This window comes from Ensifer canadensis (assembly GCF_017488845.2).
GTDB classification, from domain to species: Bacteria; Pseudomonadota; Alphaproteobacteria; order Rhizobiales; family Rhizobiaceae; genus Ensifer; species Ensifer canadensis.
This window is the reverse complement of the sequence record NZ_CP083370.1, coordinates 1,898,627-1,921,654: the sequence shown is the minus strand read 5'-3', so window position 1 is coordinate 1,921,654 and position 23,028 is coordinate 1,898,627. Positions and strand designations below refer to the sequence as shown.

The window sequence follows — 23,028 nt, the reverse complement described above, 5'->3', positions numbered from 1 at the left end:
CTGCAGGCGGGGTTTCAGACGGCTTGCCGGCGAGGGCGCGGAGGAAAGTCAGACCAGGTGCAGGGCACGAAGAGCGATCGTCGGTTTGGGCGACGCGAACCTGTGCCGACAATCATGAGGAGCGACGTGATGCGAGAAGTGAGTTTGCAGAGATTTCTTTGTGCGTCGGTCCTGTCGGCGGAGAAATGGCCGCGGAGATGGGTGGCGGGTGCGAGCGTTTGGTCGAGCCGGCGCGTGCACGACCGTAGCGCCATGGCGGACCGGTCGTTGCGGCGAGGCGGCGTGCCTGCCGTTGTCGTGCCGGTGGATGGTCGTGTCCTTTCGTCTGCGAGCGGGATCTTGGCGACGCTTGCCCAGCCTGTTCGACCGCGCGCCATCGCCGGCCGGATCAACAGGTTTGTGCAGCGGCCTTTGCCGCAGCGGCATCGCGGTGTTTTCGTCCGCGTGGCGCTAGAGCGTTTCCGATTTAAACGGAACCGAACAAACGCTCTATCTCTTTGTTTTTACGCATTTCCTGACGGAAAACCGCTTCGTACTTTTCCTGGAAATTCTCTAGCCCTTGCGAGCGAGGACTAGGCGATGCGCATCACATCGATCGTCGAGGCTCTGGTCCAGTGCGGCGCGACGCCGGAGATGATCCTGTGTGCGGTGCGTGCGGCGGAGGCCGGCCAGCAATCGGACATCGACAAACGCCGGGCCAGCGATCGCGAACGGCAACAGCGCCGCCGCGCTCACGTGACGTCACAGGTCGTCACGGCGACGGACGGCGTCCCCCTCTCTGATAAAGAAAGATCCCCCGCACCCCCTAAAGAAATTAACTCTCCCGACAACACCCAAACCCTTGCGCCGCGGCGTCCTGTGCCAGGTGGCAGGCGCGCCACGCGCCTTCCCGAGCAATTCGAGCCGGACCGGGATTTTGCCGCCCGGCTGGGCTTCGGCGCGGCCCAGGTGGAGCTGGAGCTTGAAAAATTCCGCGATTACTGGACGGCGAAATCCGGTCGGGACGCGGCCAAGCTCGACTGGCTCGCCACCTGGCGCAACCGGATGCGCAATGCCGCAAGGCCGCGCAAGGATCACAGGCCACAGGCGCCGCCGCGCGAAAGCGCCTTTGCCCGCCACCAGCGGGAATGCCGACAAGCGATAGAGCGAGAACTCAATGGAAACCTTGGAAATGACGACCTTATCAACAAACCGATATTCGACCTTGAGCCGGGAGATTACCGCGCTCACTGAACGGCTGGCGCCGGCAAGCGACGATGCGATCCTGCGCAGCCTCAACGTGATGCAGACGGCCGGCATGACCATGCCGCAGGGCATCGATCCCCGAAAACTTCTGCCTGTCTACCAATATGCGCTGGCGGGGGTGCCCGCTTGCGGGCTTTCGGTAGCGACGCAGAAGCTGATCCGCGGCGACTATGCCGCCAACGCCAACGTGCTTCTGGGCACGATTCCGAAGCCGCCAGTGCTGGCGGCGCTGGCCAAGAGCGAGGCAGCAGCGACGCGCGCCGAACTGGCGCGCAGACGCGACCTCGCCGTGGCGCTGAACCCGACAGGGCCAGTGCCTGAGCGCTCGCCCGAGATCCGCGAGCGGGTGAGGGTGCGGCTTCGCCAGTTTCGTGCCGAGCAGGCGGCGGTCAAGGCGGCCAAGGCCATGCCAAGCGAGGCGCCAGCGGTCTCGCGGGCCGGGGTGCTGGCTGAGATGATCGGGCTTCCCGATGCAGCCACCATTACGACCGAACAGCGCGCCTATCGAGTGAGGCTGGAACGCGAGATGGCCCATCCCGCAGGGCGTGGGGCGGCGATGGATTTGACCATGGAGGTGGCGAGCGATGCAGCCTGAAACGAGATATTCGACGATGCCGACGGGCGAGCAGCTCGCCCAGAAGGGGTCCGGCAGCGTCGGCACCGCGCGCGGCAGGAGGGGCGGGCCGGATGCCGAGCCGCATTCTTTGGAAACGCGGACGGCGGACTGCACGACCAGCGGAAATGCCGGCGAAAGCGAGCCGCCGCAGGCGCCAACGCCCGACGCGTTGCTCGGCGCGCTCAGCGCCCATGTGAAGGCGCAGCGGCTGCGGGTGCTGGAGCTGGAGCTTGCGCTTGCCGACGCTGAAGCGCGGATCCTGTCGCAAGCGCAGCTGCTCTGCGGCACGAATGCCGACGGCGAGGGCGGCCTCTTCAGCCGCCGACCGGTGCGCGAGATCGTCGAGGAGGTGCTCATTGCCTATCCCGGCATCGGCTGGGCCGATGTGATCGGGGTTCGCCGGGAGCGCCGGCTGGTGGAGCCGCGCCACCGCTGCATGGCGGCGGTTTATGACGAGCGGGAGGACCTTTCGCTTCCGGCGCTCGGCCGCATCTTCCGGCGCGACCACACCTCGGTGCTGCACGCGGTCAACAAGGGCAGGGCGAAGCGATGAGCCGCTCTCTGAGCGGTCGGCCTGACGGATCGTGGCCCGGTCCACGGGCGATCGCGATCGGCGGCGACGGGACGGGGTGGCTTGGGCGGCGGACTATCGCCAGCTTCGGCTGGTGGGTCGCCGGCTATCGCCGGTGGCGGGCTGCAGTCTCTGCTCGCCGTCGCCATCGGGCGGGTGTGGCGGTGCCAGGCCCGGTGCACGATGGACGCACTGACGAACACGTATTTTCGAGGCGAGCACCCGCATTGCCGCGGCCAAGCGGGCAGGCAAGGCGGGCCGGCCGCGCAAGGCCGATGTGGCGCGCTATCCCGGCGGGCAGATCAAGCATGGCGAAACCGAAAGAGAGGTGCGCTCGGTCGCCATCGCCGCACGGCAAAGTCACCACTTTTCAGGAGCGAAGGGCGTCGATGTCGGCAGTCCCTTTGCCGGCTACACACTCGGCCGGATGTTTCTCGACGGCAAGCTGACCGCACACGAACGCGCGGCTGGCGACGAGTATGCCCGGCAGATGGCGCGCTATTACAGCCTGACCGGCATTCCCTTCCCAAGCGTGCGGGCGCAGTCGCTGTTCAGCGTCAAGGGTTTCGAAGGCGAGACGACCGAGCGCACCCGGGCCGCAATGGCTGCGACCAACCGGATGATGGAGCTCGAGGGCGTGCTTCTGAAGCTGCCGGAAGGGCCGCGGGTGAAGACCACGGTCTTCAACGTCTGCGTCATGGACTACGAGGTGCTGCGCACCATGCCGGAACCGCAACTGGCCTGGCTGAAGCGCGGCCTGACCGAACTGCACTGGCATCTCGGGCTTTCCAGGGAGAGGGAGGCGGTTTGAGTGGCGCGCGCCTGTTGCCGAGGGAGCGGTCTCAGGCAGGCCCCCTAGGCTCCGGGCAATTGCTGATAATGCCTGGGAGTGACCCCGTTGACCTTATCCTCGTCCCTGTGGCCGGGATCCAGCGACCTTTGCGCGTCTGATAAGGCGCGCTGGGCTGTAGGGTGAGGCGGAATCGCGCCGCGATGGCCTTGGTGCAACCATGATCCATGGCGACGCTTCGGCTTGCGTCATCAACGTCTGCTTGTACCTAAAAGCAGACGTTGATATTGTTTGGTGCCGAATGGCGATCGGCCTGACTGCGAACATGGCCTTGCAAGTGCATGGACGAGCGGTGGCTCGCGCCTCGGCCCATCGCAATGGATGCTGCAACTTTCTCTCGTGTGCCACGACCCATCCCTTCCTCAAGGTTGGAGAATCGCCGTGTGTATCAATTCTTTCGAATCGCAGGAGTTGATGAAAGCCACGTTTGTGACGCGTGCCTTGTCCCACGCCGTAGCCGTGTACGCTTGTGTCCGCACAGCTTTCATGGTGCTGCTGTCCCGCAGGCGGTGGATTGCGGCAGTTCTCGTGCTCGGAGCCTGCCCGGCTGCGTGGGCGGATGATGTGCTTTTCGAGAACGTCCGCATTTTCGATGGAAAAGGAGCGACCTCGCTTTCGGCTCCGTCGAATGTACTGGTCAAAGGCAATGTGATCACTCGGATCTCGACAAGCCCTGTCGAAGCGGAGGGTGCCCAGCGCATTGCCGGGAACGGCCGAACGCTGATGCCGGGTCTTATCGATGCGCATTGGCACGCAATGCTGGCCCGGTCCACTCCTGCAGAATCGTTCGGCGACGTCGGCTTCAACAATCTTGTGGCCGGCGACGAGGCGACGGACACACTGATGCGTGGCTTCACCACCGTCCGCGATGTTGGAGGGCCGGTGTTCGGTCTGAAGCGCGCGATAGACGCCGGTATTGTCGAGGGCCCGCGCATCTACCCCTCCGGCGCCATGATCACCGTGACCAGCGGGCATGGAGACTTCCGCCAGATGACCGACCTGCCGCGGGTGATCGGCGGCCCGCTCACCCGCATGGAGCAGATCGGCGGGAGCATCGTCGTCGACAGCCCCGACGAGGTGCGCATGCGGGTCCGTGAGCAACTGATGCAGGGCGCGGCGCTGGTCAAGATGACGGCAGGTGGCGGCGTGTCGTCACCCCACAGCCCGCTGGATGTAACTACCTTTACCGAGGCTGAGCTGCGGGCCGCGGTCGAAATAGCCGACAATTGGGGCACCTACGTTGCGGCACACGCCTTCACGTCGCATGCGATCAAGACAGCGATTGCCGCCGGCGTGAAGTGCATCGAACACGGCTTCCTCATGGATGAGGAAACCGCCAAGCTGATTGCCGACAAGGGCATCTGGCTAAGCCTGCAACCGCTTCCCGAGTTGTTGCGGCAAGGCTTTCCTGAGGGATCGGTCGAGCGGGCCAAGGCAGATGAGGTGTGGCCCGGCATCGGCAGAACCTACGAGCTGGCGAAGAAGTACAAGATCAAGACGGCGTGGGGCACCGATGTCTTGTTCTCCCGCGCATTGGCGCAGCAGCAGGGGGCGATCCTCGCCTCCCTCGTTCGCTGGTACACGCCTGCCGAAGCGCTCTCCATGGCGACTGGGACTAATGCGGAGTTGCTGGCGCTATCCGGCCCGCGCAATCCCTATCCGGGAAAGCTCGGCGTGATCGAGGAGGGCGCGCTTGCCGATCTCCTGCTCGTCGACGGCGACCCGTTGGGCAACATCGACCTGGTGGCCGATCCCGCCAACAACTTCAAGATCATCATGAAGGACGGCATCATCTACAAGAACACGTTGGTGAAATAAGGAACAACTAAAACGGCTTGTTGCCTGGCACACGATTGTGAGAAACGGTACAGCAGGCTGACGGCGCAGGCCCGAGCGGCGGCGGATTTGCCGTCAGATGATAGCCAGGCACAGGCGGCAAAGACGTACCCGGGAAGATGGCGTGCTCAATGCTGGTGTCGACAGCCGGGATTCGTTAGAACCCCAGCTCTCCGCAATGCATTGCCGGTCTAAGACGCTCTCAATTGCCGCCGATGCGTTCGCGCAGGCGGTCGTCGCGCTCGGCGATCTCCGGGGTGATCAGGTCGCCGAAATCGGCGGCCTCGAAGACTGGGCGGATTTCGATTTCGCTCGGGCCCGGCATCGGGTTGGGGCAGCGCTTCACCCAGGCGATCGCCTCGTCCATGTCCTTGACCTGCCAGATCCAGAAGCCGGCGACCAGCTCCTTGGTCTCGGTGAAGGGGCCGTCGATGACGAGGCGGCTTGCGCCGTCGAAGGCGACGCGCTTGCCCCTGGACGAGGGATGCAGGCCTTCGCCCGCCTGCATGATGCCGGCGTTGACCAGTTCTTCGTTGAACTTGCCCATGGCATCGAGCAACTCGGTCGAAGGCATCTTGCCCGCTTCGCTATCCTCGGTCGCCTTCACCATAACTATCACGCGCATGGTCTTTTCTCCTTTGATCGACGAAGCCACAACGACCTCTCTGCCTGAATGACGATCGGCCGACGACGGGGCCGACATTTCGCCGAAACTTTTTTCCGCACACCGTCGCGGCACTGCGTGAACCCCACGCAGAGAGGGAGCGCAGCGTTTCCGCAACGCCTGGCCGAGTGCTCAGGTGGTGTCGTCGACCAGCGCAGGGAAGACATCTTCGTAAAGATATGGCGATTGCCGCGGATGGCGAGATGCGCTGGCGACGAGATCGGCTGCGCTGTCGCGCTGGTTTCCGAGTGTGATGACCTGTCGTTCATATCTCTATGTTTTTAAATGATAATATGACGAAGGACGCATTCACCATGGGTTCACGTCAGGGGGACATAGCTTGCGCCTGTTCGAAACGGATAGGTATCGAGATGAAGAAGATAGGCATTGTGATCCTTGCGGCGGTGACGGCTCTGACGAGCTACACGCCTGCGAATGCCATGCCGGTTGCAGCCGTTCAGCTGACGCAGCAGAGTGACATGGACAGGGTACAGAATCGCGAATGGGGCGGCGACAGACATCGTCCGCGGCCGGGTTGGAACCATGGCGGATATCGGCCGCGCCCAGGTTGGCACGGCGGCTACCGTCCGCGTCCGCACTGGGATGGCGGCTACCGCCCGCGGCCGGGCTGGCATGGCGGCGGATACCGCTATGGCTGGTACAATGGTCACCGCGGCTACCGAGGCTATCGCGACGGCTATCGTCGCCACAATGACGGCTGGTGGTATCCGCTGGCAGCCTTCGGCGCCGGCGCCATCATCGGCGGTGCGATCGCTGCTCCGCCACGCCGCGTCGAGTCCGGTGTGAACCAGCGTCATGCCAGCTGGTGCTATGACCGCTACCGCTCCTACCGCGCCTGGGACAACTCGTTCCAGCCCTATGGCGGACCGCGGCAGCAGTGCTACTCGCCGTATTATTGAGCTGAAAGAGAACCCGCCGATCGGCTGCGATCGGCGGGTTTCCTCGGGACCTGCCAGACGCTTCGTTCGGTCGCGGCGCGCGCTTTTACTTGAGCTGCCAGGCCGAACCGAGCCCCACAGACGATGGACGCGCCTCCTCGCTGGATTGCCGGTGACCTACTGCATGTTTCCTTAAATCCTATTCGATTTAAGGATAAAAACATGCAGTAACTCAAAGTGTTACAGCGACCTTTGCGCGTCTGATAATACGCGCGGCGCTGTAGAGTGCATGGTGTCCCCGATGACCCCTGATGGAAGCGCGTGAGACATGGCCGATTTTGCCGTTCATATTGACGAGATCCGGGCACTCGAGGAGGCGCTTCATCGTCCGGAGCTGCGTCGCTCAAGAGCGGCCGTCGAGGTGCTGCTGGCCGAGGGCTTTGTCGAGTTCGGAGCGTCCGGGACGAAATATCACCGCGCGGAAATGATCGACCTTCTCTCAGAGGAAGACGACGACCCAGCGGGTGATGAGCTTCGAGCGACGGACTTTTCGCTGACGCGCATTTCCGCCCGGGGCGACGACACGATGTCGACCGAAGCAGGTGCTGATGCTCGCGCACAATGCTGCCTGGTTGATGGCCGCGGCTAATTCATCCGGGCGGGCGCGGCTTTTGCGTCATGTGGACCGACGTTGCGGTCAACTCCGGTTTCAGCGTTGTTTTTGCGCATGTCGTTATCGCAAAACCGCTTCACACTTTTGCGCAAGCGCCTAGAATTTCAGCGTGGCGTCGTCGTGTTTGGGTGGCGGGTGGCTGTCTCTCTGGCGGCGCATCCCGTAGGCGAGGGCAAGCCCCAGCACGGCAGAACCGATGACGACGGCGAGTAGTGCGAAGAAATTCTCCATGACATTCTCCTCCCGGCAGCGATGATAACACAATCGGACGCGCACAACCAAATTCCTGCACATCCTCGAGAACCGGCATTGGCTGCAGGCAAAAGTCGAGCCCGAAGGGACAACGAGGGCGGGGCGTGGGTTGTTCCGAGCGGTTTGAAGATATCCGGTTTAATCGGCCGGACGCGGGCTTTGGTTGTCCGATCTGCGTTTGGAGCCGTCGGCGAAGTCGATGGGACTTTGTCAGTTTCGCGTTGAGACCGCCTGGCCGCACGTGATGGCATGGTCCGGAATGTGCGGCCTTAAAAAAAGAACGAAAATAGAACAAAGTTTGTCCGAGAGGGTTGCCATTCGCCTAGAACCGGGCTAAGGATATTACAGGATGGTCGTTTCGTAATCGAAGCGGCCTTTTTCATTTTAGCGGGGCAGGCGGCCCTTCCGGGCGACACCTCTCGTTGTACTCAACACCTCTCGTTGTACTCAACACCTCTCGTTGTACTCAACGGCGCCCAGTTTCTCTCTGTTCGTCTTCGACCCTCTCCAGCGCCTGATTTGACAGGCTTTCCGCAGGCTTTCTTTCGACGGGTCCTTCGCGCCTTTCGCGGGGATCGAGTGCTGCGCACAGGCTGGCCGATGCCGTGTTCTGTTCGGGGCCACCGTCGTCCTGATTGCGCCTGTCGATCACCTGGCGGGCGCCGTGATGACCCTTGCGCGCGGCGCTCCGCAACCAGCGAAGTGCCTCCTGCTGGTCGGGCTCGACACCGATGCCCTTGTGGTAGATCGCTGCCAGGCGGGCTTGCGATGCGGCGTCGCCCTGGCGGGCGGCTTGGCCGTTCCAGTGGTAGGACGCAGCGTAGTTTTCCTTGCGGCCATCGTTGAAATAGATTTCGCCGAGCGCCGCCTGGGCGTCGAGATTTCCTGACGTGGCGAGTTCGAGCAACCTTGGCGAGACATTTGCGGCGGAGAGCCGCGGCTTAAAAATGGTCTTCAACCTTCTGACTGCATTTTGGATCATCAGACACCCGTCTTATTCATCGCATAATTCCTCAAAGTCGGCATCGATCGAACGGATAAATTATGCTGCGATTTGAAAGTGTTATGTCTTCAACCTGCCTGTCATATCCGCTGCGAGGCGCCTTTGGCCGCCCAGCGTGCCGCGAATGCGCTGCGTGTAAATTAGTATTGGTGACAGAATACAACCTAAGGTCAAGTAGGTGAATGCAATTCCCCGTGGATATCGGGTGGCTGTTGCCTGATTGCCGATGGCCGGGCGCGTGGGTGCGTGGGCGACATTAGAGAGCTTTGCGGCGCTACTGCATGTTTCCTTAAATCGACGCGTGGCGCTGCATGGGAGCCATCATCATGAGCATCGGTAAGCCAGCCAAGGACCCGAAGACCGGGCGCTTCCTGCCGCGTGTGCCGGGGGCGGCGACACCAGTCCGGACACGCGCCCGCAAGGCGGTGCGCACCAAGCTCGGCGAGCTGTTTCTCGAAGACATGCTTGTTGCCTGGGAGAGCCGGGGGGCGGCCGCGATCCACGCGCTGATCGAAAAGAGTCCGCACGATTTTCTCAAGGCCGTGGCCTCGCTGATGCCGAAGGACGTGAATGTCAATGTCAACCAGATCGGCGAGATGACGGATGCGCATCTGCCCCCCCTTTTCCTCCGGCTGCCGATCGATGCGCTTTGGCGGTCGTACTATCGATCATATGAATATCCGCATCGCCACACTTGACCAAAGCCTCAACCAGCCGCCGCCATATTCCCCGTGCCGACCAGCGATGAAACCGGTTGTAGATGGTCCTCCTTTGGTTGAGTGATTGAATCATGGCAACGAAGAATGTTCAATGGCTTGATTGGGTTTTGACCCTAGAGCCACAAGAACAAACCACTCATCGGATCCTTCAGCGAAGAATCTAAATCAGATGTCAGCCAAAATTATTGGGTCCAGAGCCTAAACGGCGATTGAGGCCGCAAGCACTGCCAGAAGTGTCGCGAGTGCGAGAGCGGCTCCGTACTTGGCCACTGTGATGCGGCGGCGGCGTCCGCCGGTCCAATCGTAGCTCATGGTCTTGCTCCGACGACTTTCATGTCGCGACGCGGACGATCGGTGATTCTGCTTAACAAATAGGAAAGCATTGTCGACAAAACTGCGCTTGCGTTTTGGGGATGCTGTTAGTCTGGCGTCCAGAGGCCCCTATGAGGCGGAGGTAGCGTATGCCGGATGCTTCGATCGACTTGGCGCTCTATTCGGCAGCGCTGAACATCACTGCGCCACCGGCGCTTATCCGGCCCTTTCTCGACCAGTTGGCGGAGGGCCAATTCTCCGTTGATGAAATCAGGAGGCGTTGCGCGGAGAACGGCGTCCGCCTCAAGGCCCATCTGCGCAAGGGCGAACGCACCCGCAAGGACCTGCGTGCGGCCTTCGACCTGCAATCGGTGGAGCGGCGGCACTTGGATATTCTCGACATGCTGATTGCGAGCCTGGAGGCCAAGGCTGCGCGTGACGCCAGCGAGTTCGATGGGCTGCTGGATGATTTCAAGGCGAGGGTTTCAACCCTTTCCGGCTCTGTCGATGTGGGGGAAGCGGCAGAGCTCGAAGAGATCTACAGGACGATCGAGGCGCAGGTGCGGGTGGAGATCGGTGAACTCGTCGATGTCGCCCAGTTCTTGCGTGGCCTGCGCTCGAGATGCGGTGACGACCGAGGCGAGAAACGCCTACCCGACAGCGAAAGCCTCAAGACGTTGCTGGGTTCGTTGTCGCCGTCCAAGCCCCCCTCTGTCTCCTAGTGCGTTTCCGGTCTAAACGGAGTCGTAGAAACGCTCTATCTCTTTGTCTCGACGCATTTCCTGACGGAAAACCGCTTCGCACTTTTCCTGGGAAGGCTCCAAACCGGCGAGAGTCCGCATGTCCTATTCGGTCGGACGCGGCTGTTACCGGCGACCCTGCGATGCAGGCGCCGCGACAGATGTTGTCCGCGAATTGCCGCTTGTCAGTAGGGCTGCACCATGATGACACAGCTGACAAGCACGATGACCAAAGCGGTCATCTTCACGAATGCGGCATCCATCATGGCTAGATCTCCCCTTTGATCGTTTCCTTAAATCCCATTCGATTTAAGGAAACATGCAGCAATTCAAAGTGCTGCAGCAATCTTTGCGCCTCTAATAAGACGCGCGGCGCTGTAGCAACACATTACCGTTGCTTCTGGTTCCCAATCTAAACAGGACAAACGACATGAACATGAACCGACGCATCAACGCGGCGGGCCTTGCGCTCGTCAAGCAGTGGGAAGGTCTGAAGACGAAGGCCTATCGGGACGTCGCCGGTGTGTGGACCATCGGCTATGGCCATACCAGCGCCGCGGGCGCTCCGGCGGTGACGCCGGGAATGGTGATCTCCGAGGCGCAGGCAGACGATATCCTGAGGGCGGATTTGGCGACATTCGAGGAACGGGTCTTGCGTCTCGTTAAGGTGCCGCTTTCCGACAACCAGTTCGCCGTGCTTGTCTCGTTCGATTTCAACACCGGTCGCCTCGGCAAATCGACTTTGCTGAACAAACTGAATGGCGGCGACTATGACGCTGTGCCGGGCGAGCTTATGAAATGGGTCAATGCCGGCGGCAAGCGCGTGAAGGGGTTGGTCAATCGCCGAGCTGCCGAAGCCGGGCTTTGGGCCAAGGGCGAGTTCGTGGCCTCCAACACCGTTATCGCCGCGCCGAAGCCGCCCGAAGCGGAACAAAGGAGAATATCTCCTGGCTCGCGGGCATTCTGTCCTCGCTCGGCTTTGCGTTGACCGGAAGTGGCCCGCTGCAATGGGTGTTTGCCGGCATCATTGTTGCTGCCTTCGCAATCGGCGCCTTCCTCTTCGTTCGCAAGCGGCTCGATCCGGCATGATCGCCCGGCCAAAGATCCTTTTCGGCGGGCTTGTGCTCGCTGCCGTCACCTGGGCCGTACTCGAGATCCGGGCGGACGGCGCCCGGTCCGTTCTTCATGCGATTGAAAGGCAGAATGATGACGCTGCGAACCGCGCTCGAAAGATGCGCCTTGATTACGATTCCTGTCTTCGCGCTGGCGGGCTATGGGATTTCGGCGCCGAAGACTGTGACCGGCCTTAAAAGCGTCGTCGGCGTCGACCTTGTCGGCGCGCGCGGCGCGACGCCGGCAGATCAGCGCAAGATCGACCGCACTGTCGTCGGTCTCTGCGCCGCGGCAGTCTGGTCAAAGGCGGACTGCGCAAGGCACGGAGGGCGTCAAGATGTCTCCAGCTGAAATCGATGTCAGCGTGCACCGCCAGCTCGGAGAGCTGGTCGCGGGCATGCGCGGTCTGCAGGAATCGATCCGGCGGATCGAGGAGGGCGCACAACGTGCCGAGGATAAGGCGACGAGCAGTCGGGCGGGCGTCCATCAGCGGATGGACCAGTTGGTCGATCGCGTCGGTGATCTCGAGGCTTCGGTCTCGACGCTTGGTGGTGACGTTGCAGAGATGAAGCCGGTGACCGACGACGTCAAACGCTGGAAGCTGATGGGCATCGGCGCCCTTGGTGTTACCGGCATAGCGGCGATGGCGCTTGGCGTCAGCTTTGCCGAGGCGATAAGGCGGATCATATTCGTCATTGTCGGAAAGGGGTGATGGTGTCGTTCGCAGCTGCTGCTCTGCCTTGGCCGAACAGGGGTGAGCCAAGCAACGTGACAGCGGCAAGCTGCCGCTGTCACTGATGTGCGCGTGAGAGCATGAGGCGTGAAGGGGGCCGCGGAAATGGTTCGATTGGCTCAGTCCAACCGGGCCAGCCTAATGAAGCGTCTGGACGGGATGTTCGGTGAACGTGTGGATGCCATCGCGTTCGATCGTGGCGAGGAATTCTTCGTAGGCGTCGCGGTCGGTGGGGAAGGAATCTTCCCAGACGGTGGAGTAGCCCTCCTCGTCGATCACCTCGAGCGTCCAGTCGAGATTGGAGCCCGTCGGGCGCGAGATGCGGATATGAACAACGACGTCGTCGTCGGCAAACTCGCCGGACAATTCCGAAAGCTCCAGGTCTTCTTCTGTTTGGGTCATGAGCGTTTATAACATGTCCTGAGTGAGCGAACCAATCTTGTGGCGGTTCCTGGCCTTTGCCTGCGTACGAAGGCTACGTTTGCGTAGCCGATTACTGCATGTTTCCTTAAATCCTATTCGATTTAAGGAAACATGCCGTAATTCAAAGTGCTACAGCAACCTTTGCGCGTCTGATGAGACGCGCGGCGCTGTAGGTGAGGGCGTTTGACGCCTTGATAGGCCGAAAGGCGATTGCCATACAATAGGATAGGTTTGGCCGGGGTTGCTTTGCAACCCCGGCGTCTTTTGCACGTCAAGATGGCGGCAATAGCGAAACGATCCCGGATCGCTACTGCATGTTTCCTTAAATCCTATTCGATTTAAGGAAACATGCAGTAATTCAAAGCGCGACAGCGATAGCAGGTCATGCCGGCGCCGGTCATCCTTGTTGCCTTGCAACGTCACTGCTCGGGAGCCAACGACCACGGCTCGCTTCTGCGCTCGAACCACAGAGCCCGCTCGCACAGGGCCGCCTCGTCGCGTGTGCCGGAGCGGAATTCGCCGATGATGAATTTCGCCAGGCGATTGGCACGGTAGTCACTGCGCGGCATCCTTGCTGCAAGGCAGGCCGTGTTGAGAACCCGCTGGAGCATGGCGATCTCAGCTGGATTGAATGCACAATCGAAGTGTTTGGAATGATGCTGCATTTTGACCTCCCTACTGCATATTTCCATAAATCGTTTTCGATTTAAGGATGAAAACATGCAGCAATTCAAAGTGCTACAGCGACCTTTTCCGCGTCTGATAAGACGCACGGCGCTGTAGGTGCGACTGCGGGAGCCTTCATTTCTCACTGTCGGCTTGTATCGTCGTGCACGCATGTATCAGGTGGTCAAGTTCCACCTTATAGGGGCCGTGCTTCGCGAAAATCTCGCGTGCCTCCAGCGGCGGCAGGCCGGAGGCGGCGATGAATTCCTCCAGGTCGTATCGTGTATTCCAGTTTTTGACGATCCGGCCGAACTGTCTTTTCGTATCTGACGCAAACATGATGAACCTCCCGTTCTGCAGGCTAAATTCGCGACGCGAACGGTGGTTCCACGGTGCTGAAAATTCCGTCTTCTGGGATGTGCCGGCCCTGTTTTCTCAGCTTGCATCGTTCGGGCGCCGCCGCGACGGCCTCGCGACCAGACAGTTATAGAGAAACGTCTGTGGCAGGTCAGAAATCGCCACACGCGACCCGTTGCAGTTGTGGTCCTGCGGGCAAGACAGGCGTAGAGTAAGCCATTGCACATCAATCTTGAATGCGGTCTCGGTTATCCACGGAGAGGCCGCATTTTTTTGTGGCGGCCTCAGCGCTGATGCGGACTGCGCCGGCCGGGTCTGGCAACCCAGATGTCGACGGTTTCGGTCTCTTCTGTCCTTGGCGGTACCCGGCGCCGTTCGCGCCACAGCGCGCATTCCAGCAGCGTGCGCTCGTCGCCATTGCCGATGCAAAATTCATCCATGATGAATTTGGCCAGCCGGTTGGCGCGTTCGCCGCGGCGTGGGACGCGGGCGGCAAAGCAGGTCGCGTCGAAGACCCGCTGCAGCATTTCGATGTCATCCGGACTTAATTGTCTGCCCGAGGTCTGCGGGAGATCATGCATTCGAACCTCCTTCATGGACGTCCATAGCCAGTGCCGAAGGGAGACAAGATACATCAGCCGTCTTATCGGGCAATACGGAAATATTCGCCTGCATCCCGGACGTGGTGTCGGCAGCAATTCCAAGTCCTACGGCGACCTTAGCGCGTCTAATAAGACGCGCGGCGCGGTAGACCGCGCCATCTGCGCACGATCGTTCAAGATCGATGCCCGCGCTCCATGCATGTTGGCACTTCATCGAAATGAGGAAAGACATGACGGAAAGCATCGAGACGTCCGACCGCAAGCCCATCAAATTCTCCGAGAAGCTGGAGATGATCGCGGAACTGTGGCAACCGCGCGTGATCGCCGAGATGAACGACTACCAGTTCAAACTCGTGCGCATCGAGGGCGATTTCATCTGGCACGACCACCCCGAGACGGATGAGACGTTCATCGTGCTCGATGGCATCCTGCGGATCGATTTCCGCGATGGATCTGTACAGATTGGCCCTGGCGAGATGTTCGTCGTGCCTCGAGGCGTCGAGCACAAGCCGTTTGCAGAGAGCGAGGTGCGGATGCTGCTGATAGAACCGCGTGGCGTTTTGAACACCGGTCATGCCGGCGGCGAGCGCACAGCGCAGAACGACCGCTGGATCTAGGGCAGGGCTGTCGCGCTGGCGTTTCCTTGATGCCCGCTCGCGTCGTATTCCTGTCAGGCGCCTACAGCGCCGCGCGTCTTATCAGACGCGCAAAGGTCGCTGTAGCACTTTGAATGGCTGCCTGTTTTTATCCTTAAATCAAATAGGATTTGAGGAAACATGCAGTAGTGATCACCCGCGCCTGATCGGCAATGCCGATGCTAGAAGGGGCAGGCCGGGCCGACGGCCAGGCAGGCACGGGCGAAATCGGCCCCCGGATCAGTGCAATGCTGGTGTAATGAAATCAGTAGAGTTTGCCGCCAATGCTCCAACGATGAGGATTGGCGTCATCCCATGTGTTTTCTCAGGATCGGTCTGCTGGCATGTCACCTGCTCGGGGCGTCATCCCAGATGGAACACAGCCGCCTCGAAGCGAGCGGCGACGATCGCTTTGCACTCGAGCGACAGTTCGTTCAGTATCGCCCGGATCCCTGCCGCGACGGGCGTTTCAGTGACGGCCGGCCGCGCAGCTGCGCGGAGCTTCGCCGCTGGCTTGACGACGGCGGCGACCCCGGCTGGCGAAAGCACCGGGAGGGATTGAGTTGGGCCGAGCGTCGCCGGCGGATCTGCACCGACGGACGTTTCAGCGATGGCCATGCGCATACCTGCGACGAGCTGATGGAGCGATACCATCCGCAGGACGAGGATTAGAACATTTCCTGAGATAACCCCCTGCCGTATTGCATCCCTCCGATTTTCTGGAAAGTGGTCGAAAAATAATGGTCTTTCATCAAGCTAGCTCTTCATCGCCGCTACGATACTTGGTCTCCATCCTGTTGTGGCCGGCGCTTTATTTCGGCGGACTGGCCGCAGCCGGATTGGCTTTTGCCACATCCTCGCCGGTGCCCTGGTTCAACGTCGTCTACCTCTCGGTGGTGGCGATCATCGCGCTGTTCGAGCGCATCATGCCCTATGAGCCGACCTGGCTTGCTCCGGATGGCGAGACGCTCAACAATCTCGGCCATACGATGTTGACGAAGGGGATCGTGCAGATCGCGGCGGCGTTCGGTGCATCCTTTCCATTACTGGTCGCCATTTTCGCGCAGCCGTTCTTCGGGTCGCAGCCGCATATCTGGCCGGCACATTGGTCGATGTTCGCCCAGGTCGTGCTCGGGCTGGTCGTTGCCGAGTTCGGGCTCTATGCCGCTCACCGCCTGGCGCATGAGCGGCTTGGGCTCTGGCGCTTCCACGCGCTGCATCACAGTGTCACGCGGCTTTGGGTGCTGAACACCGGCCGCTTTCACGTCGTCGATTCCCTGCTGAAGGTGGGCCTCAGCCAGCTGCCGCTCTATCTGCTCGGGGCGCCGCTGCAGGTCTTCCTCTGGATCGGTGCCGTCACCGCCTTTACCGGCCTTCTGACCCATTGCAATGTCCAGATGCGCACCGGCCCGCTTGACTGGGTCTTCTCGACGCCACGGCTTCACCGCTGGCACCATTCGAAGGACATGGCCGAGGGCAACAGCAACTACGGCGAAAACATCGTGCTTTGGGACCAGCTGTTCGGCACCTACTTCAATCCCGACCGGCCATCCTCCACCGACATCGGCATCACCGGCAAGGTGTCGCGCAGCTTTGTCGGCCAGCTGGTGCAGCCTTTTTCAAAGAGCGGCGCGCGCCAGATCTTGGGGCGAAAGCCGAGCGGCGATTAACGGCGCCCGGAAAACGTGTTGGCGAAACATGCCGGCGTCGACGCCGTGCAGATCAGGCGGGCGCGGCGGCTGCAAGTCCTGCCATGGCCGGCCGTCGCGTGCCGTCCGACACCGAGAAGCGCAACCGGTACTCCCGCGGCGACAGGCCGAGGATCTTGCGGAAGATCTTGCGGTAGGCGTTGGTGTCGTCGTAGCCGCTCTGCCAGGCAACCTGCTCGATCGACAGGTGCGAGCGCTCGAGCAGGTCGCGTGATTTGGCGATCCTCAACCGCTGGCAATATTCCGTCGGGTTGAAGCCGGTCGCCTTCTGGAAGCGCCGGAGAAAAGTGCGGTCGCCGAGCCCGGCGCGCTCAGCCATCATCTGCAGCGTCACGCCCTTGGTGTTGGCGCCGTGCAGCCAGTGCTGGATTTTCAGGATCGTGCTGTCGCCGTGGTCGAGCTTGGGCGCAAAGACGCTGTAGTAGCTCTGTTCGCGGGCACCGGGATCGATGATCATGAAGCGGGCGGTTGCCAGCATCACATTGGTTCCAAGGAACCGGTCGACGAGTTTCAGCCCCAGATCGATCCAGGCCATCATGCCACCGGCAGTGATGATATCGCCTTCGTCGATCAATAGCTTGTCGGTATCGACACGGACATCGCGGTAGCGATCGGCGATCAGGTCCTGGTGCGACCAATGGGTGGTGATCGTGCGACCTGCGGCGAGCCCGGATTCCGCCAGCAGATAGGCGCCGCCGCAGACCGAGCAGACAGTGGTGCCACCGGCATGCTGCTCGCGCACGAAGGCGGGCAGCTGGCCCATGCGCCCGCCTACGGGCAGCTCCGCCAGCGTCGGCGGCAGGATCAGCGCGACGAGACCCGAGGAGGGGCCGGGGTGGGTGTCGAGCGTCTTTTCGACCGAGCCATCCTCCTGAAGCTGCCAGTGGCTGACGCGGATGCGAGGTGCGCGTGCGCCGCCCTGTTCTGTCGCCTGCATGCCGGCCACCTGGAACATGTCGGTCAGCCCATGGACCGCCGACTTCAGCGCGCGCGGATAAACGACGATGCCGATCTCCGCCGGTTCGCTTTCGAGTGGTTTTGTCACTTCTGCCCCCCATCGTTGTCAGCTTTGCCGGTCGAGAGGGTAGGCCGGTCATTCTATCAATTCAACCAGCGCTCCGGAACGGAGATCGCCGGTCAACCGAGATGGAAGAGGGCAGGACAATGATTGAAGCAGAAGCAGTTTCCACAGCAGTCTCCACTGGCCTTTCGCGCCGCACAGTTCTTTCGGCTGCCTTTGGCGCCGCGGCCACAGCCGCCGCCGTTCCAGCCGTCATTCGCCCGGCGAAAGCCGAAACCGCATCAAGCACCACATCCGACACATTGGGAGTAACGACCATGGGCAGCCGCATCATCACCCGCGATGGCGTCGAGATCTACTACAAGGACTGGGGCTCAAAGGAGAGCCCGGTGGTCGTGCTCAGCCACGGCTGGCCATTGTCATCGGACAGCTGGGAGGCGCAGGCCTTCCACCTCGCCAGTAACGGCTTCCGCGTCATCACCCATGACCGGCGCGGCCATGGCCGCTCCTCTCAGCCCTGGGACGGCAACGACATGGATCACTATGCCGACGATCTTGCCGACCTGATCAATGCGCTTGATCTGAAGGACATATTCCTCGCCGGGTTCTCCACCGGCGGTGGCGAAATCACCCGCTATATCGGCCGTCACGGAACAAGCCGTATCGCCAAGGCCGGATTGATCTCGGCGGTGCCGCCGCTGATGGTCAAGACCGACAGCAATCCCGGAGGGCTGCCGAAGGAGGTGTTCGACGGGTTGCAGGCGGCAAGCCTGAAGGATCGCTCCAAGCTCTATCGCGATATCGCCTCGGGTCCGTTCTTCGGCTTCAACCGGCCGGGTGCCGTGGCTTCGCAGGGCATGATCGACAGCTTCTGGCTGCAGGGCATGATGGGCGGGCACAAGAACACCTATGACTCGATCGTCGCCTTCTCGCAGACCGACTTTACCGAGGACCTGAAGAAGTTCGACGTGCCGACGCTGATCATCCATGGCGACGACGACCAGATCGTGCCGATCGATGCGGCCGCCCGCGCTTCGAAGCAGCTGGTGCCGAGCGCCACCCTGAAGGTTTATCCCGGCGCGCCGCACGGCATCACCGACACCCACAAGGACCAGCTCAACGCTGACCTGCTCGAATTTGCACGGTCTTGACCCTCGGCCCCCGGCCGGTGCCGCGGAAACGCGCTGCCGGCCGGTTGCTCTCGCTCAAAACAGAAGGAACCGATCCATGACCTGCACAGACGACAAAACCTCCGGCCTCAACCGCCGTTCCTTTCTCGCCGGCTCCGTAGCGGGCGCTGTATTGCCGCTGCTGCCGAAGGGCGTTTACGCCGCAGACACCCACCGCTTCACCCATGGGGCTTTCGATATCGCCGTCGTCAGCGACGGCTTCCTGACGCTGCCGGTCAGCATCGTGCTACCGGATGCGGCGCCGGAGGAGCGCGACGGAATCATGCGCCGGCTCGGCGGCACGCCTGAGGGCGCACCCTTCCACACCAACATCCCGTTCATCCGCACCGGCAGGGACCTGATCGTCGTCGACAACGGATCGGGCGGCAATTTCCAGGCGAGTGCCGGCAAGCTTGCGGCCAATCTGGCGACTGCAGGTATTAATCCGGCGGATGTGACCAAGGTGGTCTTTACCCATGCCCACCCGGATCATGCCGGCGGCACGGTCGGGGCAGACGGCAAGCTCACCTTTCCGAATGCGCAATATTTCGTCTCGGAGCGCGAATGGGCATTCTGGACGAACCCCGACTACGAGAAGGTCATGCCGAAGGCGCTGCACGGCTTTGCCCGCGGTGCGCAGCGCGATCTTTTCGCGGTCAAGGAGCGCCTGACGCTGGTCAAGCCGGGCGACGAGATCGTGACCGGCATGCAGGTGCTCGACACGCGCGGCCACACGCCGGGCCATATCTCGCTGGAACTTGCCGGCGACAACGGGCTCGTCATCTCAGGCGATGCGGCAACCAGCAATATTGTCTTCTTCGAGCACCCGGACTGGCACTTCGGTTTCGATACCGATCCGGAGCAGGCGCTGAAAACCCGCAAGACGCTGATCGACCGGGCAGCAACGGAAAAGCTGACGCTGCTCGGCTACCACTGGGGCTATCCCGGCATCGGGCGGGCCGAACGGAACGGTGCCGCGTATCGCTTCGTCGCGGGCGCGTAGGGGGCGAGGCCGCTGTCGCCACCAGGCGCAATGGCCAACGTTGGATCAGGGGTTCTTGCCATGGCAATGCCTAAACCGTCCTCATCTCTGTGCTTGTCACAGAGATCTCGCGCAGTTCCGTAGGAACTGCGGGACCAGCCCAAGTCTTTGGGCTGAAGGGTCTTTTGACTCGACAGACGTCGGGTCGCTGGATTCCGGCACAAGGCCGGAATGAGGGACTGGGGATGTTCCTACGCTCAAAGCAGGCCTGTCAGCTGCCAGGCCAGGGCGGCGCCTTGTTGTGGCGCCGCCTCTCTTGGCTCAAAGCTGAAGCTCGCTGTCCTTGATGTCGCTGATCGGCGACAGCATTTCCAGCTTCAGCGGGCGGGCCTCGCGCTTCTCAGTGGCGATGCGCGGCCAATCGGGATTGGCGAGCGCGCCGCGACCGAGCGCGATCATATCGGCGCCGGCCTGCAGCACCTGCTCGGCGCGGGCGATATCGTGCAGACCGCCATTGGCAATGACGAACAGATCGGGCGCATGCTGGCGGGCAAGGGAGACCAGCGATCTGCCGCCGGAAGCAAAGGCCGGTTGCCAGGCTTCGAACTCAGTCACGTGTACGAAGTCGGCGGGACTGGTGGCCAGCGCCTTGAAAACGATGGCAGCACCTTCTTCGCCCTCCGCCCATTTATGTAAGGGGTCGTTGACCTTGCCCTGGGACAGGCGGATGCCGACGGGCACCTTATCGCCGACGGCGCTGCGAACCGCGTCCAGCACTGCGAGGCTCAGGCCCAACCGCTTGCCGATGTCGCCGCCCCAGCGATCCTGCCGCCGGTTGGTGTAATCGGTGAAGAACTGGTCGAGCAGATAGCCGTTGGCGCCATGGATCTCGATGCCGTCGAAACCGGCGACATCGATGGAAAGCCTGGCGGCTTGCGCAAAGCCTGATATCGCTTCGGCAATCTCCGTCCCATCCATCTCCCGCGGCTCGGCATAGAGACCCTCACCGTGGTAGGAGACCATCTGTTTGCCTCTCGGCTGCAGTGCCGAGGGTCCGACTGTGTCGCTGCGGAAGCGATTGCCCTGGGCGAGCGCACCGCCATGCATAAGCTGGGCAAAGATGCGGCCGCCCGCGGCGTGCACCGCATCGACGACCGCCTTCCAGCCTTCCGCCTGTTTCCGGTCGGCAAGTCCCGGTTGGTCCCTATAGGTTTGCGCATAGGCCTTGTCGGGATAGATGCCTTCAGTTGTCAGGAGGCTGAAGCCGCCCTTTGCGAAGCGCCGGTAGTAGTGCGCCATCCTTTCGGTCGGTACGCCCTCGGCAGTGGCGCTGATGCGGGTCATCGGCGCGACGGAAAGCCGGTTGCCGAAGGCCAGCCCTTTGAGCGTCGTTCCGGTCAGGATCGGCGAGGCGACCGTGCTGTGCGCGTTCATCTCAACGATCCTCGGTCAGCGCAATCGCCTCGATCTCGATCATCGCCTTCGGCGAATAGAGCGAGGAGACCTCGATGATGCTGTCGGCGGGATAGGGTGCCGAGAACCATTTGCGGCGCAGCTCGACGATCTTCCCGAAGTTTTCCATCGAGCGCAGGAAGATCGTTACCTTCACGACCTTGGAAAGGCTGGAGCCGGCAGCAGTCAGGACGCGGTCGAGATTGCGGAAGGCCTGCTCGGCCTGACGGTCGAAATCGTTCTCACCGACGATTTCGCCATCGTCGCCGATTGCGGCCTGGCCGGAGACGAAGACGAAACCGTTGGCCTTGATCGCCTGCGAAAGCAGGAATGGCGCGTAAGGATCGGGCTTGGTGATGACCTGTTCGAGAAACACGGGGAATCCCTCTATGCTTGAGTTCAACTCAGCTTGGCGGCGTTGCCTTGGCTGCTGAACTCAATATGATGAGGCTTCGCCCGGCTGACAAAAGACCATTTTTCAGCCGACAGATGAATTCAAGTCATTTGTTGCCGTCATGAGAAAATTGCCGCCGCTCGGCGCATTGCGGGTTTTCGAAGCGGCCGCCCGCCGCTTGAGCTTCAAGCAGGCGGCCGACGAGCTGAACGTGTCGGCGACGGCCGTCAGCCATCAGATCCGCCAGCTTGAAGATCTGCTGGAGCTGAAGCTGTTCGAGCGCGGCACGCGCCAGGTGCGGCTGACGCCGGCTGGGCAGACGCTGTTTCCGGTGCTACGCGATGGGCTCGACCGCTTCGAGCAGGCGATCGGCGAACTGCGCCGCAGCCGTGACACCAAGGTGGCGCGGCTCACCTCAACCGTCGCCTTCGTCGCCAAGCGGCTGGCACCGCTCGCCGGCAGCTTTCGCGACGCTCATCCGGACTGGAACCTGCGCCTCGACGCCTCGAACAGGACGGTGGATCTGGATGCCGATGCCGACGCGGCCATCCGCTATGGCGACGGGCAGTATCCCGGCCTGCTTTCCGAGCCGCTTTTCGCCGATCGTTTCGCGCCGGTCTGTGCGCCGCGGTTGGCGCCGATGTCCCTCGATGCGCTGCGAGAGGCGACACTCATTCACTTCGATTGGGGGCCGGCGCGGCGCGACGACGAGCGGGCGCCGGTCTGGCGGCAATGGCTGAGGCACGCAGGCGTCACCGATATCGACCCGGCTGGCGGCCTCTCCTTCACCGACGAGATCCATGCGGTGCAATCGGTCGTGGCCGGGCAGGGCATCGGTCTCTTGAGCCTGACCCTGGTTGCCGAGGAACTTGCCTCCGGCATACTCGTCCAGCCGTTTGCACTGTCGCTCGAAAGCTACCGCTACGATCTGGTCTATAGTCCGCGGGCTGCCGAGCGGCCGGCAACGCAGGTGCTGAGGGATTGGGTACTGCAGCAGTTCAACGGCGGAAGCCAGTAAGAGGCGAGGCAGCCGATCGCCTCGGCAAGCTCAATTGCCGCAAGGTAGGCCCCGCAATCAGTCGAAGTCACCGAAGACGTCGAGGCTCCTCCAGCGGCGGCTGACGAGGCGCAGCGAGCGATCCGGTTCGATCACGTAGGTCTCAAAGACCTGACGGCCGAATTGGTCGAAGAACTGGTGCGGCACGATACTGCCGACCGGCGCCTTCTTCAACTTGGTGCGAGGCTGGCCGCCATAGGTGATGCTGCCGGGGATCGGCTGAAGGTTCGGCGAGTAGCCGTAGGTCTGAACACCAGTGGTGCAACCACTGAGAAGGAGGACGACGGAAAGGGCGGCAAGAGCATGTTTCATATCGATGGTCCTCGACTATGCAG

27 protein-coding genes and 2 pseudogenes are annotated in these 23,028 nt (G+C 61.8%); 17 read left to right on the top strand and 12 right to left on the bottom strand.

All coding sequences use genetic code 11. The annotated features are described in order from the left end of the window. The first annotated feature begins 579 nt into the window (after positions 1–579). The 5 genes from J3R84_RS09405 (at position 580) to J3R84_RS09385 (ending at position 5,100) form a co-directional block, all read left to right on the top strand. Positions 580–1,233, top strand: coding sequence for a hypothetical protein (locus tag J3R84_RS09405; protein WP_025427481.1), 654 nt, complete (start codon positions 580–582; stop codon positions 1,231–1,233). Then, positions 1,172–1,840 carry a hypothetical protein gene (locus tag J3R84_RS09400; protein WP_225906313.1) on the top strand — a complete coding sequence of 223 codons (669 nt, stop codon included), beginning with the start codon at positions 1,172–1,174 and terminating at the stop codon, positions 1,838–1,840. Before J3R84_RS09405 ends, J3R84_RS09400 begins: the two co-directional genes overlap by 62 nt. Then, complete coding sequence (locus J3R84_RS09395) at positions 1,830–2,414, top strand: helix-turn-helix domain-containing protein (RefSeq protein WP_025427479.1); 585 nt, start codon at positions 1,830–1,832, stop codon at positions 2,412–2,414. Before J3R84_RS09400 ends, J3R84_RS09395 begins: the two co-directional genes overlap by 11 nt. A 295-nt stretch (positions 2,415–2,709) precedes the next feature. Beyond that, entirely contained in the window at positions 2,710–3,243 is a 534-nt protein-coding gene (locus tag J3R84_RS09390) for a hypothetical protein (RefSeq protein WP_371412248.1), read from the top strand. 525 nt (positions 3,244–3,768) lie between these two features. Then, positions 3,769–5,100 (top strand): metal-dependent hydrolase family protein, encoded by a 1,332-nt coding sequence (locus J3R84_RS09385; protein WP_038577126.1) that lies wholly within the window; start codon positions 3,769–3,771, stop codon positions 5,098–5,100. 220 nt (positions 5,101–5,320) lie between these two features. Here the strand turns inward: J3R84_RS09385 and J3R84_RS09380 are convergent, their stop codons facing one another. After that, positions 5,321–5,743, bottom strand: a complete 423-nt coding sequence (locus tag J3R84_RS09380; RefSeq protein WP_025427476.1) for a YciI family protein — start codon at positions 5,741–5,743, stop codon at positions 5,321–5,323. Between the two features lie 410 nt (positions 5,744–6,153). Between J3R84_RS09380 and J3R84_RS09375 the strand changes: the two genes are divergently transcribed. Next, positions 6,154–6,702 carry a BA14K family protein gene (locus J3R84_RS09375; RefSeq protein ID WP_025427475.1) on the top strand — a complete coding sequence of 183 codons (549 nt, stop codon included), beginning with the start codon at positions 6,154–6,156 and terminating at the stop codon, positions 6,700–6,702. Positions 6,703–7,009: 307 nt separating this feature from the next. Beyond that, a complete protein-coding gene (locus J3R84_RS09370) occupies positions 7,010–7,330 on the top strand; it encodes a DUF4440 domain-containing protein (protein ID WP_025427474.1) in 321 nt (106 codons plus the stop codon). A gap of 120 nt (positions 7,331–7,450) precedes the next feature. Here J3R84_RS09370 and J3R84_RS38475 read toward each other — a convergent pair whose 3' ends face one another. The 3 genes and pseudogenes from J3R84_RS38475 to J3R84_RS09360 all read right to left on the bottom strand — a co-directional run. After that, on the bottom strand, positions 7,451–7,585 hold the full coding sequence (locus J3R84_RS38475; RefSeq protein WP_255569852.1) for a hypothetical protein: 135 nt from the start codon (positions 7,583–7,585) through the stop codon (positions 7,451–7,453). 487 nt (positions 7,586–8,072) lie between these two features. Beyond that, positions 8,073–8,564: a tetratricopeptide repeat protein gene (locus J3R84_RS09365; RefSeq protein WP_158268925.1), complete on the bottom strand. Its 492-nt coding sequence runs from the start codon at positions 8,562–8,564 to the stop codon at positions 8,073–8,075. Positions 8,565–9,221: 657 nt separating this feature from the next. After that, a pseudogene (locus tag J3R84_RS09360) lies at positions 9,222–9,374 on the bottom strand (IS5/IS1182 family transposase); the annotation flags it as partial. A gap of 415 nt (positions 9,375–9,789) precedes the next feature. Between J3R84_RS09360 and J3R84_RS09355 the strand changes: the two are divergent. The 4 genes and pseudogenes from J3R84_RS09355 to J3R84_RS09335 all read left to right on the top strand — a co-directional run bounded on the left by J3R84_RS09355 (position 9,790) and on the right by J3R84_RS09335 (position 12,205). Next, on the top strand, positions 9,790–10,362 hold the full coding sequence (locus J3R84_RS09355; RefSeq protein ID WP_025427471.1) for a hypothetical protein: 573 nt from the start codon (positions 9,790–9,792) through the stop codon (positions 10,360–10,362). Between the two features lie 454 nt (positions 10,363–10,816). Further along, a pseudogene (locus J3R84_RS09350) lies at positions 10,817–11,469 on the top strand (lysozyme). Between the two features lie 117 nt (positions 11,470–11,586). Next, positions 11,587–11,844, top strand: coding sequence for a hypothetical protein (locus J3R84_RS09340; protein ID WP_025427469.1), 258 nt, complete (start codon positions 11,587–11,589; stop codon positions 11,842–11,844). After that, positions 11,831–12,205: a DUF1515 family protein gene (locus J3R84_RS09335; RefSeq protein WP_038576200.1), complete on the top strand. Its 375-nt coding sequence runs from the start codon at positions 11,831–11,833 to the stop codon at positions 12,203–12,205. Before J3R84_RS09340 ends, J3R84_RS09335 begins: the two co-directional genes overlap by 14 nt. A 159-nt stretch (positions 12,206–12,364) precedes the next feature. Here J3R84_RS09335 and J3R84_RS09330 read toward each other — a convergent pair whose 3' ends face one another. From J3R84_RS09330 to J3R84_RS09315, 4 genes are all read right to left on the bottom strand, one after another. Then, positions 12,365–12,628, bottom strand: coding sequence for a hypothetical protein (locus J3R84_RS09330; RefSeq protein ID WP_025427467.1), 264 nt, complete (start codon positions 12,626–12,628; stop codon positions 12,365–12,367). Positions 12,629–13,068: 440 nt separating this feature from the next. Then, positions 13,069–13,314, bottom strand: a complete 246-nt coding sequence (locus tag J3R84_RS09325) for a hypothetical protein (RefSeq protein ID WP_025427466.1) — start codon at positions 13,312–13,314, stop codon at positions 13,069–13,071. Positions 13,315–13,450: 136 nt separating this feature from the next. Continuing rightward, positions 13,451–13,654 carry a hypothetical protein gene (locus J3R84_RS09320; RefSeq protein ID WP_057206239.1) on the bottom strand — a complete coding sequence of 68 codons (204 nt, stop codon included), beginning with the start codon at positions 13,652–13,654 and terminating at the stop codon, positions 13,451–13,453. A 302-nt stretch (positions 13,655–13,956) separates the two neighbouring features. Beyond that, complete coding sequence (locus tag J3R84_RS09315; RefSeq protein WP_025427464.1) at positions 13,957–14,253, bottom strand: hypothetical protein; 297 nt, start codon at positions 14,251–14,253, stop codon at positions 13,957–13,959. 251 nt (positions 14,254–14,504) lie between these two features. Between J3R84_RS09315 and J3R84_RS09310 the strand changes: the two genes are divergently transcribed. The 3 genes from J3R84_RS09310 to olsE all read left to right on the top strand — a co-directional run bounded on the left by J3R84_RS09310 (position 14,505) and on the right by olsE (position 16,579). Next, positions 14,505–14,891 (top strand): cupin domain-containing protein, encoded by a 387-nt coding sequence (locus J3R84_RS09310; protein WP_038576197.1) that lies wholly within the window; start codon positions 14,505–14,507, stop codon positions 14,889–14,891. 390 nt (positions 14,892–15,281) lie between these two features. Then, the gene (locus J3R84_RS09305) at positions 15,282–15,581 is read left to right on the top strand and encodes a hypothetical protein (protein ID WP_156407972.1); all 300 of its coding nucleotides are present in this window, start codon (positions 15,282–15,284) and stop codon (positions 15,579–15,581) included. Between the two features lie 68 nt (positions 15,582–15,649). Beyond that, positions 15,650–16,579, top strand: coding sequence for an ornithine lipid hydroxylase OlsE (gene olsE / locus J3R84_RS09300; RefSeq protein ID WP_038576195.1), 930 nt, complete (start codon positions 15,650–15,652; stop codon positions 16,577–16,579). Positions 16,580–16,631: 52 nt separating this feature from the next. On the opposite strand, the gene J3R84_RS09295 is transcribed toward olsE, so the two are convergent. Continuing rightward, complete coding sequence (locus tag J3R84_RS09295) at positions 16,632–17,663, bottom strand: GlxA family transcriptional regulator (protein WP_239637573.1); 1,032 nt, start codon at positions 17,661–17,663, stop codon at positions 16,632–16,634. 119 nt (positions 17,664–17,782) lie between these two features. Between J3R84_RS09295 and J3R84_RS09290 the strand changes: the two genes are divergently transcribed. Then, complete coding sequence (locus J3R84_RS09290; protein ID WP_057206241.1) at positions 17,783–18,790, top strand: alpha/beta fold hydrolase; 1,008 nt, start codon at positions 17,783–17,785, stop codon at positions 18,788–18,790. 76 nt (positions 18,791–18,866) lie between these two features. Beyond that, a complete protein-coding gene (locus tag J3R84_RS09285) occupies positions 18,867–19,811 on the top strand; it encodes an MBL fold metallo-hydrolase (protein WP_025427458.1) in 945 nt (314 codons plus the stop codon). 300 nt (positions 19,812–20,111) lie between these two features. Here the strand turns inward: J3R84_RS09285 and J3R84_RS09280 are convergent, their stop codons facing one another. Both J3R84_RS09280 and J3R84_RS09275 read right to left on the bottom strand, forming a co-directional pair. Then, the gene (locus J3R84_RS09280; RefSeq protein ID WP_025427457.1) at positions 20,112–21,224 is read right to left on the bottom strand and encodes an NADH:flavin oxidoreductase; all 1,113 of its coding nucleotides are present in this window, start codon (positions 21,222–21,224) and stop codon (positions 20,112–20,114) included. 1 nt (position 21,225) lies between these two features. After that, the gene (locus J3R84_RS09275) at positions 21,226–21,618 is read right to left on the bottom strand and encodes a RidA family protein (protein WP_025427456.1); all 393 of its coding nucleotides are present in this window, start codon (positions 21,616–21,618) and stop codon (positions 21,226–21,228) included. A 139-nt stretch (positions 21,619–21,757) separates the two neighbouring features. Here J3R84_RS09275 and J3R84_RS09270 point away from each other — a divergent pair, with 139 nt between their 5' ends. After that, on the top strand, positions 21,758–22,654 hold the full coding sequence (locus J3R84_RS09270) for a LysR substrate-binding domain-containing protein (RefSeq protein ID WP_025427455.1): 897 nt from the start codon (positions 21,758–21,760) through the stop codon (positions 22,652–22,654). A gap of 57 nt (positions 22,655–22,711) precedes the next feature. On the opposite strand, the gene J3R84_RS09265 is transcribed toward J3R84_RS09270, so the two are convergent. After that, positions 22,712–23,005 (bottom strand): hypothetical protein, encoded by a 294-nt coding sequence (locus J3R84_RS09265; RefSeq protein WP_025427454.1) that lies wholly within the window; start codon positions 23,003–23,005, stop codon positions 22,712–22,714. Between the last annotated feature and the right edge of the window lie 23 nt (positions 23,006–23,028).